The 13,628-nt window shown below is 36.7% G+C and carries 12 protein-coding genes; 3 read left to right on the top strand and 9 right to left on the bottom strand.

Going from position 1 to position 13,628, the window contains the following annotated elements:
• The first annotated feature begins 97 nt into the window (after positions 1–97).
• Positions 98–904 carry a hypothetical protein gene (locus PYW34_RS02965; RefSeq protein WP_002323382.1) on the top strand — a complete coding sequence of 269 codons (807 nt, stop codon included), beginning with the start codon at positions 98–100 and terminating at the stop codon, positions 902–904.
• A gap of 174 nt (positions 905–1,078) precedes the next feature.
• On the opposite strand, the gene PYW34_RS02960 is transcribed toward PYW34_RS02965, so the two are convergent.
• From PYW34_RS02960 to PYW34_RS02940, 5 genes are all read right to left on the bottom strand, one after another.
• A complete protein-coding gene (locus tag PYW34_RS02960; RefSeq protein ID WP_002287055.1) occupies positions 1,079–1,648 on the bottom strand; it encodes a GNAT family N-acetyltransferase in 570 nt (189 codons plus the stop codon).
• An 82-nt stretch (positions 1,649–1,730) separates the two neighbouring features.
• The gene (locus PYW34_RS02955) at positions 1,731–3,791 is read right to left on the bottom strand and encodes a bacterial Ig-like domain-containing protein (RefSeq protein WP_002334100.1); all 2,061 of its coding nucleotides are present in this window, start codon (positions 3,789–3,791) and stop codon (positions 1,731–1,733) included.
• A 266-nt stretch (positions 3,792–4,057) separates the two neighbouring features.
• Complete coding sequence (locus PYW34_RS02950) at positions 4,058–5,536, bottom strand: helix-turn-helix domain-containing protein (RefSeq protein ID WP_002323384.1); 1,479 nt, start codon at positions 5,534–5,536, stop codon at positions 4,058–4,060.
• A gap of 297 nt (positions 5,537–5,833) precedes the next feature.
• Positions 5,834–6,769, bottom strand: a complete 936-nt coding sequence (gene murB / locus PYW34_RS02945; protein ID WP_002291437.1) for a UDP-N-acetylmuramate dehydrogenase — start codon at positions 6,767–6,769, stop codon at positions 5,834–5,836.
• A 72-nt stretch (positions 6,770–6,841) separates the two neighbouring features.
• Complete coding sequence (locus PYW34_RS02940) at positions 6,842–7,762, bottom strand: Gfo/Idh/MocA family protein (RefSeq protein ID WP_002323385.1); 921 nt, start codon at positions 7,760–7,762, stop codon at positions 6,842–6,844.
• A gap of 112 nt (positions 7,763–7,874) precedes the next feature.
• Between PYW34_RS02940 and PYW34_RS02935 the strand changes: the two genes are divergently transcribed.
• Together PYW34_RS02935 and PYW34_RS02930 are read left to right on the top strand one after the other, a co-directional pair.
• On the top strand, positions 7,875–8,627 hold the full coding sequence (locus PYW34_RS02935; RefSeq protein WP_002293820.1) for an exodeoxyribonuclease III: 753 nt from the start codon (positions 7,875–7,877) through the stop codon (positions 8,625–8,627).
• A 984-nt stretch (positions 8,628–9,611) separates the two neighbouring features.
• Entirely contained in the window at positions 9,612–10,145 is a 534-nt protein-coding gene (locus tag PYW34_RS02930; RefSeq protein WP_002291442.1) for a 3'-5' exonuclease, read from the top strand.
• A gap of 488 nt (positions 10,146–10,633) precedes the next feature.
• On the opposite strand, the gene PYW34_RS02925 is transcribed toward PYW34_RS02930, so the two are convergent.
• The 4 genes from PYW34_RS02925 to PYW34_RS02910 all read right to left on the bottom strand — a co-directional run bounded on the left by PYW34_RS02925 (position 10,634) and on the right by PYW34_RS02910 (position 13,560).
• A complete protein-coding gene (locus PYW34_RS02925) occupies positions 10,634–11,158 on the bottom strand; it encodes a GNAT family N-acetyltransferase (protein ID WP_002287063.1) in 525 nt (174 codons plus the stop codon).
• Entirely contained in the window at positions 11,151–11,624 is a 474-nt protein-coding gene (gene tsaE / locus PYW34_RS02920; RefSeq protein ID WP_002287066.1) for a tRNA (adenosine(37)-N6)-threonylcarbamoyltransferase complex ATPase subunit type 1 TsaE, read from the bottom strand. Before tsaE ends, PYW34_RS02925 begins: the two co-directional genes overlap by 8 nt.
• Positions 11,625–11,746: 122 nt before the next feature.
• Positions 11,747–12,727, bottom strand: coding sequence for a phosphate acetyltransferase (gene pta / locus PYW34_RS02915; protein ID WP_002291445.1), 981 nt, complete (start codon positions 12,725–12,727; stop codon positions 11,747–11,749).
• A 152-nt stretch (positions 12,728–12,879) separates the two neighbouring features.
• Positions 12,880–13,560, bottom strand: coding sequence for a uracil-DNA glycosylase (locus PYW34_RS02910; protein WP_002287070.1), 681 nt, complete (start codon positions 13,558–13,560; stop codon positions 12,880–12,882).
• Between the last annotated feature and the right edge of the window lie 68 nt (positions 13,561–13,628).

The following is a 13,628-nucleotide window of genomic DNA, read 5'->3' as shown; positions in this document are numbered from 1 at the left end:
TTTTCACAATATCAACTCTGTTTTTCTTTAAGTCATATAGCTTTGGTAAACACACGCTTCTTAGTATAATTAAGGATATACATGAAGGAGTTATTTTATGAATCATTTGAAAACCTTTTTTACGAACAGTACAAAAACTGCTGGCAGAATCACAAATGGAATCTATATTTTATTACGTATCATCGTTGTTATTATGTTGGCTGATCAGATTTGGAACCAACATTGGGGAAATACGATGCTTTTATTATTGACACTGATTTTGTTTGAAATTCCTTATTTCCTAGAAAAGATATTAAAGATACAGATTCCAAATATGCTAGAAATCATTTTGTTATCTTTTATTTTTAGTTCAACAGTTTTAGGAGAGTTAAGTGATTTTTATGGCTATTTTTCAATGTGGGATACTTTTCTACATGCATTCAGCGGATTTTTAGCTGGGGGTGTCGGCTTTTCCCTTGTTTATTTGCTCAATAAAAATACAAAAACCATGAACTTGACTCCTTTATTACTAGCAGTTGTTTCCTTCTGTTTTTCGATGACAGTTGGTGTTATGTGGGAGTTTGTGGAATTTTCAGCAGATAAATTACTGCAATTCGATATGCAAAAAGATACGATCATCCAGCAAATCAATAGTGTGGAGTTAAGTAAAGACGGAAACACTGTCTATCATGTTCCAGATATCACTCGGACAATCATTGAAAGTCAAAATGCAGATGGTAAAACAGATAAAACAATCATCCAAAATGGTTACTTAGACGTGGGAATCATGGATACTATGAAGGATTTATTTGTTAATTTTATTGGAGCAGTTGTTTTCAGTGTATTTGGTTACCTCTATAGTCGAAACGATTACCAAAAATTTACGTTCATCAAGAATTTTATTCCTAAAAAAATCAAACGATAAAACATGCTAAAAAACAAGAGAAGGGGCAGTGACAATACTTTTGTCACTGCCCCTTCTTTTTTGAATGTATGGCATGCCATTAGTTATCCGATAGTATTAACTCAAAAAAGTAAGATATGAGGAATGACTATTTCGTTTTTTATCCCAATACTGAGGACTTATTTCACCATTTCGTTATTTATCTAATTTACTTAAAACCTGCATAACTTTTTCATAATCTGGATTAGGTGTGCCGTCTAGATTTTCAGCAATAAAAGTAAAACCCATTTTTTTATAAAGAGCAATCGCCTGATGGCTCCATGTCTGTGTGTGAAGATAGATTGGTCCGTCCGTATGGAGGGTAGGAAATTCTTGCAAGACTCTGGCAGTCAATGCTTTTGCGAGCCCTTTTCCTTGGTAATCTGGTTTCACTGCTAACCAATGAAAAACAGGATACACTTGCTCTCTTGATTTTTTTCGCCAAGCGGTACAGGTTGCTACTTTTTCTCCTTTTTTTGTCTCTACAAAAAACATCCTTCTTTCAAGTTCTTCAGGATAAGGAGCAAAGTTTTGTTGAAAATACTCAAGTGCTTCATCTGTCGTTTGAAATTCCCCAACGGAAGTCTCAATCTCCGCCCAAGCAGATTCATCTTCTTTTTGATAAAATCGAAATTCAAAACCTTCCGCTAAAGGCGTGATTGGAACATTTTGTTGAAGTGGTCTTGTCATCCAGATTTCTGCGTAAGGTAACGTTTTATCTAACATTTTTCTATCCCTCCTCGTCTCCATTATGCCAAATAACATATGACTCAGCTACTTATTTGACTATAACAGATAGAGATATAAATCAGAACCAGTCATCTGCGCCAAATTCATTTCGATTAGCGTATACCCATGTTCCTGCCATACCTCGCATGAAATCTCCTAAAGCAGAAGAAGGAATACCTCCACCAGGTGCGGGTGTTCCCGGACTAGGAAGTGGTACTTGCGGCTGCAGATGCTCATCGGTGGAATCAATAGTTGACAAGCGTTTTTTCTTCGTTTCCTTCTGGTCATCTGATTCATTCTGATCTGCCGACTGTTTAGCAACAAATTCTTTTTCTGATTGTTGTTTTATTTTAGGCTCTAAAATTTCATTTTCCAATCCAGAAACTTGTGGGGCCAAATGAGCTTCTTGCCTTATCGTTTTATTAGATTCTGAGATTTTTCTAGATATTCTTGCTGGCTGTAAATTTCTTGTTTGCTTTGCTTCCCCTGTTGGAGAAACTGCATGAGCCATTTGTTGTTTTTTTTCTGACAAGTTTTCTTCTTGTTTTTTTTGTTCTTTTTGTCTTATCTGTTTTTTTAATGGTAAAACGTGTAAAAGCGACTGAGCATGGAGTTCTTGGAGTGAATACGGGTCATGATAACTATACATAATCGTAAAATCACCTGTTTGTTTGGTCAAATAACCATCCTCCAATGGTACTTCATTGATTGTAACCGATACATCCTTTAACGGTACGGGTTTATCTAAGGAATTTGTTGCTGATTGGATCAACTCTTCTTTGTTTATTTTTTCGTTTGGATGAACAATAAGATCATGGCCTTCTAATGAACGATTGTCTGGTATATAAACATAAGTAAAGGTAATTTCCCCTCCTGATTGCTTCCTGTTATTCATCAGTTCTGAGTGAAGTACTTCAAGGATCTCCGACCAGTGACTTTTTCTGTCTAATCCGTTTGCTTGCATCCAATCAGAAATAGAAGTGACTTTTCCGTCTTGTTCATAAGTCGATAAATCTATATTTGGCACTCGATCAGAAAATTCAGCAGGTAGGCGCAAATCAGGAATACGATTTACACTACTCATATGTGTTTCTGCTTGAAGTTCTTTATTTGTTTGACTATCTATAAAATGAGTGATGACAGTCGATGAAGCAGCAGATGCTTCTACATAAACTACAGCTGTTGTTTCTGCCACATTTGATGTTTTCGAGTCTATATAAGTTAATACAACGGGATATTCTCCCGGAGTTGTAGTATCTACTGTCCCGTTCATTTTGATTTCTTCTTTATTTCCTGAAGTTCCATCGCTTTTTGTTACATATTCAACAAGATCTTTAGGGGCGTAACTCTCTCCTGTTCTTAAGTGAAGATCTTTTCCTTTGATAGCTGTTTGATCAGCACGAACATGGATCACAGCAGATGCAGTCATTGTTTTTAAAGCAATTGGATCAAAATAGGACAAGGAAATAGTAGATGTTCCTGTATTAGTCGTATCCACGATATTCCCATTGTTTGAAATTACTTTGGACATATCTCCTTGTGTTCCATCTGCGTTCTTCAGCCTTTCTACCAGATCAGATATCGAAACTTTTGTCCCTGCCAGAACATCGATTTTCTTTCCTTCAAACTGTGAATAATCTTTTTCATATACATAAGAAACTTGTGCGCTTCCACCGTTCTTTATATCTGTCAAAGCATGATTCAAAATATCAGTGATCTGTTTTAACTGATCACCTTTTGTAGGATCAGTCATATCGGAAAAGATAGAAAGCGGCACACTGCTTCCGGTTTCCGATGTCCATAATGTTTTGTTAGGAATTAACCAGTAGTGGTTTATCGTTGGAGGATAACTGACTTTATTATAGGAAGTCAATGCAGGAAGTAGCTGTTTTCCATTTGCATCAGTGAAAGTATGAGTAATAGTGATAGGGGAATCAGTGGTCTCAGAAACAGAGGTACGTACGACCTTGATGGTTTGTGCCGTTGCCTGAACGGGTACATGCATATAGACACCTACAGATAAACTGATCAGCATCGTGCGCATCATAAACTTAACGTAGTGTTTTTCAGAACACGACCGTTCCTTATCTAAACGACAAGCGTGTTTATTTAGTTGTTTTGAACGTCTTTTTGAACACATTTATTCTTAGTCCTCCCTACTCTTGTCTAAACATGAAGTAGTAATTTTCATAAGATGATTTCATTATATAAATAAAATCAAAAGAAGATGGACTATTAGGAGAGTATTTTTTTTGATTTTTTATTGTTTCAAGAAAATCGGAATAATAACTTATGTAATTTTTAATTTTGTTAAGTAATATATCTAGTTATATCTAGTTACCTTTTCTTTGAAAAAAACATAAATCAGCTAATAAATATGTGAGACAAAGCTGCCATCCATAAATACTAGCTGATTTTTTCAGTTAAATGTCTATTTTTTTCTCTGATGATGATATTTCCAAAATATTCCCAGTCATCTGGAGTCGGTGGATTTTTCCAAATTATCTGTTCTTTATTAAATTTTTCAAGTAAACAATCAGATAAATAAATATTCGTACGAGAAGTGATTCGACTCTCAATCACAATATTGTAATTTTTAAATCCTTTCACTTGAGAAATAATGTAATCGGTATAAGCAGATCCTTGCGAAAAATCAATACAGACATGAATCGGTGCTTCAAAATATGATACCGGACAAATACCGACCAATAAAAAGAGATAATCATAAAATAAGCGAATCATGAAACGTTCATCTTTTCCCAAGAAATAGCGTTTATTCTCTTGTATGACCTTTTGGATTGCTGTACTGAATATTGGATACGTCTCGAAGAAAAACTGTAGCTGCTTTTTAGACGTAAAGCTAGTCATCTCAAAGTCGAATATCCAATTTTTTCGATTGACATGCATCATACCCATACGAAGTTCTTTTCGTATATATAGTCTTTCTTCTTCAGAGATTTCAATCGAAAATGGTAATTGATCAATCAATTCCACTGACATTTTTTGACTAATCATGTGGATATCATGAAAATGAGCTTCCGCAAGTCCAAATGCGCCATCTAATTCAAATTCTTCTTCCGTGATCAAAAACAACATGATATAAGAAATCTCATCAATGATCTGCTCTTTAGGGATATGAAAAAAAGAAATATGTGATAAATCCTTGATGATCTTCATTCCTTCTGAGCTCTTAAAGTATTCATCTGAAAAGAAACGTTTTCCGATTGGTTGATTCCCATAGGCCCTCAACAAACTAATAGTGGTTAGCAAATTGAATTTGATTCGTTTTGTTGCAGACAGTTTTAAATTGAACAGATATTCAAAATATTGCACGATACTCTTTGCTTCATTCATGACGCTTTCTCTAAATGGCATAGAAAAACCATTAAAGACCCCGAAATATACCCCAAATAATACGTTCCGTATGTTTATTTCTTCCCCAACTAATATGTTTTTCTTTAACTTTATTTGATGCTGTTCAAGAAAAGAGACTAATTCTCTTCTTTTTACATAGGCTCTTGATATGCTTAAAAAATGATTCTCTGCAAATTTTTCGATCGTTACTTTTGAATCCACGATCTCCGTTAACAGTCGAGCAATTTTTGATCGTTGAAAGTAGATTCTTCTTAAATTTTTGATATCCGTCAAATTCAGACGTTCGACATGGATCTCTGCTTCTTCTGAAATTTGGATCTCTGGCTTTGTTTTGAATTCAGTAAATTCTTTATTTAATTCTATGATATAATTTCTTGTTTTAAATTTAGACAAACCTAATGTTTCATATAACTTAGGTAGCACTACATAATTCTTTTTCTCAAATTCTAAATATCTAGCTAGCAGCAGTTTTTCTCTATCTTCCTCTTCTATAAGGTAATCCAACTTCATATCCTACACCTCAAAAAATGCCTCATACCAATTACTTGATATGCAGATGAAAGTTCATCTTTTCACCTATACTGATTTTATGATGGATTATGCTTGTTTTTTCATCAGTTATTCTCATTTTTTATCTTTTTTTTGAGAATATTGCAAAAAATGGAAAAATTTATGAGGAAATATTCTATATTTTTTGTTTTATTGTGTTAAAATGTACAAGATTTGCGCCATTTGCGTAAACAACCACAAAAAAGAGCAGGGCGGCCACCGTCCTGCTCTTTTACTTATTTTAAGTTCCATTACTTATTAATTGGCTAAACTTCTGCTTGTTTCTGATATTGCTTGTTTTTCTCCAATGATCCGCACTTCTGTTTCTAAAGACACATCAAATTTTTCTTTGATTACTTCTTGGATGTGCGCAATCAATTCAATATAATCTGTCGCTGTCGCATGATCAATATTGACGATGAATCCAGCATGTTTTTCAGAGACTTGTGCACCGCCCCATTTCAGGCCTTGCAATCCTGCTTGTTGGATCAGCTGACCTGTATAGTGTCCTACTGGGCGCTTAAAGACACTTCCGCATGAAGGGTATTCTAATGGCTGTTTTGATTGACGCAATTCGGTCAACTCATCCATTCTTGCTTTGATTGCTTCATAATCCCCTGTTTGCAAACTGAATCGAGCTTCCAATACGATAGCACGTAATTCTTGGACTTTACTGTGACGATAAGAAAATACCATTTCGTCTTTTGTCAAAGTTTTCAATGTTCCATCTTCAAGCAAAAGATCCACTTCAGCAAAAACATCTTTGATCTCTCCGCCATACGCACCTGCATTCATATAAACCGCTCCACCGACACTTCCCGGGATGCCGCAAGCAAATTCAAATCCAGTCAATGATTCTGCCAAAGCTGCATAAGTCGTATCAATCAGTGAGGCACCTGCTTCCGCAATGACCATCGTTCCTTTGACATGAATCTGTTTCATTTCAGTCAGCATGATGACTACACCGCGAATCCCGCCATCTTGAACGATCAGATTGCTTGCATTTCCTAATACCATCCAAGGTATATCATGGATTCGGCAATAATCGATGATTTGCTTTACTTCGTCTTGCTTTTTCGGGAATGCAAGGACATCAGCTGGTCCGCCTGTTTTCGTAAACGTATAGTTCATCAATGGTTCATCAAACAATAAAGTAATCGTGGCTAAGCTTTCAACTATTTCTTCTTTATTCACTGAGGATTTTCCTTTCTTTTCTCAAACGTCCTCATTATTCTATCACGCTTAATACAATCTTGCCAGTCTTGTTCAAAGTTGATGACGGTAGTGATCTTTAAGCACTTCCTCACATAATTCATGACTTCTTACAACTTCTTTTTGTTTAAGCATTTCTGTTTCCGATTTACCTAAACGGATCTGAGAAAAGAAGGCCTCTACCATTGGCTCAAACCCGCGTTTGACTAGCGTGTTTGTCCAGTCGCCAAATTCTTTCACTTTTTTTCCATCAGCATCTTGAATGACAAGCTGGGTCAGATCGTTTACTTCATAAGTACCATTTTTACTTGTTACTTGATATTTTTCTATATTAGCGCCACTTGCTAAATCCATCGTTAAAATAGCCGTTTGATTTTGTGTTTCTAATTGTAAAATGGCATATTCCAAAAATTCTTTTGTTTCTCTTATCTGGTATTTTGTTCTCAAAATGGGTTCATCCAATAAATACACCGCTGTATCAATAAGATGTAAAAACAAATCATAAAGGACGAATTCTGTCGTTTCTTTTGCCGCTATTCGATTTTTTTGCAGGTGGATCAACCGCTTATCTGGGATACATTTCAATTCTTCTACCATAGGAGCAAAGCGCCGGTTGAAACCGATCATCAAAATTTTTTGGTTCTTATCAGCTAATTCTTGCAATTCACGAACTTCATTTAGATGGACACTAAGTGGTTTGTCAATATAAACATGGATACCATTTTCTAGACATTTTTTGGCTAATTCATAATGTACTTTTGTTGCTGCGTGGATCATACATGCTTCGATTTTTTCTTCTAAAAGCTCATCGATCGTTTCATATAGATGTTGGAACCCGTACTCTTTTTGAATTCTTTCTTTTGTTTCTTTATTTCTTGTTGCAAAATAAAAATCAAGTGTTCCTTGTTTTTTCGCATAAGTTGGTAAATATGCTTTTTCTGCGATATTCCCTACACCGATTACACCAATCTTCATCGACTTTCCTCCTGGATCATTTAGTTACTTTCATCTTACACCATTTTTTACTAAAATGAGGTACAATAGTATCGCAAAGGTAAGGAAATTAATTCGAAGGAGTGTGCTTTTATTGAAATTTATCTCTTGGAACGTAAACGGGCTTCGTGCCATCGTAAATAAAAATTTTTTAGAAGTTTTTCATGAGTTAGACGCCGATTTTTTCTGTCTGCAGGAAACGAAACTCCAAGCAGGACAAATTGATTTAGATCTTCCAGGTTATTATCAATATTGGAATTACGCAGAACGAAAAGGCTATTCCGGCACAGCGATTTTTGCTAAAAAACCAGCATTGAATGCCACTTACGGAATGGGTATCGATATCCATGATACAGAAGGCCGTCTGATTACTTTGGAATATTCCGATTTCTTTCTTGTAACCTGTTACACGCCAAATTCTCAAAGCGAATTAAAACGTTTAGATTACCGATTAGAATGGGAAGAAGCCTTTTATAATTATTTGGAAAATCTAAAAAAACAAAAACCAGTCATCGTGTGTGGGGATCTAAATGTCGCTCATCAAAAGATTGATTTGAAAAACTGGAAAACGAATCAAAAAAATGCTGGATTCACTCCAGAAGAAAGAGCGGCTCTTTCTCGACTGTTGGATAACGGGTTTATCGATACATTCCGTTATTTTTATCCAACCCAGGAAGGTGTCTACTCTTGGTGGAACTACCGATTCAATTCAAGAAAAAACAATGCTGGTTGGCGGATCGATTACTTTTTGACGAGCAAAGATTTAGAGCCAAGACTAGCTGATGCAAAGATCCATACGGACATTATGGGCAGTGATCATTGTCCAGTAGAATTAGATTTGAAATAAAGAGGATGTGAAAAAGTCGTTTAGTTTCGAGTATTAAGAAAAATTTTGTGAAAATGGCTTTCCACATTTTGCATAAATTTGGCTTAATACCGAGAAACTGGCTTTTGAACACCGTTTATCGAGAGGTTGTGAAAAAGCTGTCCTGCATCAAGTAATAAGAACAGCCAAACAAAAATAGCTCTTCATATTTTTCGTTTGATTGGGCTTATTGCCGCAGATGCAAGCTTTTGAACACCGTTTATTAAGAGGTTGTGAAATCAGCGTTCTGACCTGAGTATTAGAGAAACAAATGGAAAAATAGTTCCTCATATTTTGCCATTTTTTGAGCTAATACCGAGGGCCAGCTGATTGAACACCGTTTAGTGGAGAGGTTGTGAAATCAGCGTTTTGACCTGAGTATTAGAGAAACAAACGGAAAAATAGTTCCTCATATTTTGTCGTTTTTTGAGCTAATACCGAGGGTCAGCTGATTGAACACCGTTTAGTGGAGAGGTTGTGAAATCAACGTTCTGACCTGAGTATTAGAGAAACAAACGGAAAAATAGTTCCTCATATTTTGCCATTTTTTGAGCTAATACCGAGGGTCAGCTGATTGAACACCGTTTAGTGGAGAGGTTGTAAAATCAGCGTTCTGACCTGAGTATTAGAGAAACAAATGGAAAAAATAGTTCCTCATATTTTGCCATTTTTTGAGCTAATACCGAGGGTCAGCTGATTGAACACCGTTTAGTGGAGAGGTTGTGAAAAAGTCGCCTACTTTCGAGTCGTAAGAAATTTTTTTGAAAATGGTTCCTCACAACTTTGCATAAATTTGGCTTAATACCGAGAATTCATGATCCCTATCTAACTCCAAATCACAAGGAATAAGTTCAAAAACTAGCTTTTTTCAACAAATATTACATAAAAAATTCTATGTTTTTTGTTAAATTTATTTGCTTTTTTCAAAAGTATGTTACAGTAATTTCCCAAGGAGGTTTTACAGAAATGAATTTTGTTGCCATGGATTTTGAAACTGCCAATCATCAGCCTTATAGTGCTTGTTCTCTTGCGCTAGTCATGGTAAAAAACAGCCAGATCGTTGATGAATTCTATACATTGATACAGCCTGAGACTCCTTTTTTCTGGCGAAATGTCCAAATTCACGGAATCCATCAAGAAGACGTACGCAATGCGCCGAAATTCCCAGAAGTCTGGCAAACTATCCAACCATATTTTCAAAAAAATCGTTTAGTCGTTGCACATAATGCTGCTTTTGATACAAAGGTCTTAGCGGGATGCTTAGATTATTATCATCTTGAACAGCCTAATTATCTTTCTTTATGTACAGTGAAAAGTAGCCGTCGCTTGTTTCCTGAATTTCCAAATCATCGATTGAACACTGTGTGCGAAAATTTGAACATCCAATTAGATCATCACCATGATGCATTGGAAGATAGTCGTGCATGTGCGGAAATCCTGCTTTATCAAGAAAAAAAATTCGGGACAGATCCATTGAAAAAACTTGTGACTATAAAGTAAAAGAATACTTATGAAACACACAAAGAGGTCGTGAGCCTGCCGTTTCACTCCGAGTCACAAGGAGCAATTTCAAAAAATAGCTCCTCATGTTTATTAAATATTGTGACTGGTAACCGAGGAGCTGGCAGGAGAACACCGTATAAGGAAGAGGTTGTGAAAAAGCTGTTCTGCATCAAGTAATAAGAACAGCCAAACAAAAATAGCTTCTGATATTTTTCATTTGGTTGGACTTATTACCGCAGATGCAAGCTTTTGAACACCGTTTACCAAGAGGTTGTGAAATCAGCGTTTTGATCTGAGTATTAGAGAAACAAACGGCAAAATAGTTCCTCATATTTTGCTGTTTTTTGAGCTAATACCGAAGGTTAGCTGATTGAACACCGTTTATTCAGAAAAAGGGACTGTGACACGTATTTTGTCATAGTCCCTTCGTGTGTTTTTCTGCCTTCTCAAAAGGATGACAGTTTCTCACTCTTTTCCTATTTCTTCTATTCAATCAAATAACTCATTTTATATACATCTAAAAATTCGCCTAGATCTGTTCTTGCCCCTCTAGGCATGACCGCTTCGATTTGGAAGCCCATTTTTCGGTAAAGGTGTACGGCTCTTTCATTACGAACTTGAACGTCAAGCTCCAATCGAAAAAGTACACCCATTTCCTTCGCCCAACTGATGATTTCTTCTAGCATAAGAGTGCCTAGTCCCATTCCCCAATATTCCTGCAGAATACTGATACCGACTTCTCCCACGTGAGACAAACGAAATTGACTGTCTGCCTTGACAGATGCTGTTCCAATAATCGTCCCTTCATAGATTGCAAGCAGCAATAAATTATTATTGCTTTCGTATATATAATCCAACTCTTCTTCTAAGGTTTCTGGTGGTAACAGGAGTTCTGCTTCATCCAAAACTAAAAATTCTGTCTCCTTATTGACTTGTCCCATCATCAAAAGAATGTCTTTTGCATCTCCTGGCACTGCTTCCCGCAAGATGATCCCAACTTCTTCACTCATGATTTTCAGCCCATTTTTCTAGAATTCGCTGTTTGAAGGTTTCACTTTGCTCCCCGTATGAGATTAGTTTCACATACCGTTTTTCTAAATCTGTATCACTTTTTTCTAAAATCAGTTCCAAATAATCCTCCGGCAGTGCTTCTTCTAATAGATTTCCCCATTCGACAACGGAAAGCCCATCACCTTCAAAATATTCATCTAACCCTAAATCTGCTCCGCTAGCTGCTACCCGATAAATATCCATATGATACAACGGAATCCGACCTTGACTATATTCTCTAATAATCGTGTATGTCGGACTTTTGATCATTTGCGTTATCCCTAATCCTTGGGCAATTCCTTTCGTCAACGTTGTTTTACCCGCACCTAGATCACCAGTCAATATCAGATTGTCACCTGGCATTGCGGAATGACCAATTGCCTCTGCGAATTGTTCTGTCATTGTTAATCCTGATAGTTCGATCATTTTTCATCTTCTCCCGCTCTTCTTTCTTTTTGCCAGTATATCGCGTAATGAAGTTTTTTTAAAGAAAAAATGAACTAGTCAAGAACAGCAGCTGCTGTTTTTGGCTAGTTCGCGTGTATTTGTTAATCAATCAATGTTTGTGCTGCTGTGATAATCGATAATTTATATACATCTTCTTCATTTGCTCCACGAGACAAATCAGAAACCGGTTTGTTCAAGCCTTGTAGAATTGGTCCGATTGCTTCAAAGTTACCGAAACGCTGAGCAATTTTATAGCCGATATTTCCTGACTGCAATTCTGGAAATACAAAGACTGTTGCTTGACCAGCTACTTCTGAATCTGGCGCTTTCAGTTGTGCAACTGAAGGAACATAAGAAGCATCAAATTGCAATTCGCCGTCGATCATGTATTGTGGCGCTAGTTTTTTAGCGATTTTAGTTGCTTCAACTACTTTGTCTACTTCTGGCGATTTCGCTGAGCCTTTTGTCGAGAAGCTCATCATTGCTACTTTTGGTTCGATATCGAACAATTCTGCTGTTTTTGCAGAATCTACGGCGATTTCAGCCAATTCTTGCGCAGTTGGATTCACGTTGATCGCACAATCCGAAAAGACATATTTTTCTTGATCTCTTCCACGTACCATGATCATCGCTCCGCTTGTCCGACTGATGCCAGGCTTTGTTTTGATGATCTGAAGTGCTGGGCGAACAGTGTCGCCAGTCGAATGGATCGCTCCAGAGACCATTCCGTCTGCAATCCCCATATACGTAAGCATCGTACCAAAGTAATTCACATCTTTTAAAATCTTTTCTGCTTGTTCTTTGGATGCCTTTCCATTTCTGCGTTCAACAAAAGCATCCACCATTTCATCCCACTTATCGTAATTATCAGGGCTGATGATCGTAAAGCTAGATGTTTTGATTCCTCTGGCATGCGCTGCATTTCTTATTTCTTCTTCGTTCCCTACTAAAATGGGTTCCACAAGTTCTTCTGCTTTCAACCGGGCAGCTGCGCCTAAAATACGAGCATCAGTAGCTTCCGGGAAAACGATTTTGATCCCACGGCGAACAATCTTAAATCTTAAACTATCAAACAATTCCACAAGATGACCTCCAGACGTTTTTATATGTATTATCATACACTATTCCAGAAAAAAAGAACAGTTTATTTTATCTGTATCAGTCAAAAATGCTGGAAAAATTAAGTTTTTCACATACATAGCGAACTGCGCTATAACAGGAAAGCGCTGTTTTATTACACTGTTTCAGGCAGTTGCCAATCAATCGGTTCTTCTCCTAACGCAAGGAGCGCATCATTCGTTTTCGAGAAGGGTTTGGAACCAAAAAAGCCACGACTTGCAGATAACGGACTGGGATGTGGAGATGTTATGATGATATGGCGACTCTTATCGATCATTTTGATTTTTTCTTGTGCCGGTTTTCCCCACAAGATAAACACGATTGGTTTTTCCCGTTCATTTAATTTTTCAATGATCGTGTCTGTTAATCTTTCCCAACCTTTCCCGCGATGAGAATACGCTTGCCCTTCCCGAACGGTAAGAACGGTGTTGAGTAAAAGGACTCCCTGTTTAGCCCATGACACTAGATTTCCATGTTGAACAGGTGCGATTCCAAGATCATCATAAAGCTCTTTATAGATATTTCTTAACGATGGCGGGATCTTTACGCCAGGTTGCACAGAAAAAGATAAGCCATGAGCTTGATTTTCTCCATGATAAGGATCTTGTCCTAAAATCACCACTTTAACTTCTTCATAAGGAGTCAATTCCAATGCTTCATAGATATGATACATATCTGGATGGATCTTTTGGGACGCATATTCTTTTTTTAAAAATTCTCTTAGATGCAGATAATAATCTTTTGAAAATTCTGAGGACAAAACTTCTTGCCAACTGTTATGAATGATTTCTTTCAAAAACTCCACCTCCTAATAAAAAGAATAACTCACATTTTCTTCAATCACAAGGGACAATCTTCACCCTC

Origin of the sequence: Enterococcus faecium, assembly GCF_029023785.1 — a bacterium.
In the GTDB taxonomy this organism is placed as follows: domain Bacteria; phylum Bacillota; class Bacilli; order Lactobacillales; family Enterococcaceae; genus Enterococcus_B; species Enterococcus_B faecium.
This window is presented reverse-complemented; position numbering and strand designations above follow the sequence as displayed.

Bases quoted from the DNA above. Each gene is read 5' to 3' on its own strand.
- PYW34_RS02930 (WP_002291442.1), top strand. From the start codon at position 9,612: ATGAATTTTGTTGCCATGGATTTTGAAACTGCCAATCATCAGCCTTAT.
- PYW34_RS02925 (WP_002287063.1), bottom strand. From the start codon at position 11,158: ATGAGTGAAGAAGTTGGGATCATCTTGCGGGAAGCAGTGCCAGGAGAT.
- PYW34_RS02955 (WP_002334100.1), bottom strand. From the start codon at position 3,791: ATGTGTTCAAAAAGACGTTCAAAACAACTAAATAAACACGCTTGTCGT.
- PYW34_RS02940 (WP_002323385.1), bottom strand. From the start codon at position 7,762: ATGAAGATTGGTGTAATCGGTGTAGGGAATATCGCAGAAAAAGCATAT.
- tsaE (WP_002287066.1), bottom strand. From the start codon at position 11,624: ATGATCGAACTATCAGGATTAACAATGACAGAACAATTCGCAGAGGCA.
- PYW34_RS02950 (WP_002323384.1), bottom strand. From the start codon at position 5,536: ATGAAGTTGGATTACCTTATAGAAGAGGAAGATAGAGAAAAACTGCTG.
- PYW34_RS02965 (WP_002323382.1), top strand. From the start codon at position 98: ATGAATCATTTGAAAACCTTTTTTACGAACAGTACAAAAACTGCTGGC.
- PYW34_RS02960 (WP_002287055.1), bottom strand. From the start codon at position 1,648: ATGTTAGATAAAACGTTACCTTACGCAGAAATCTGGATGACAAGACCA.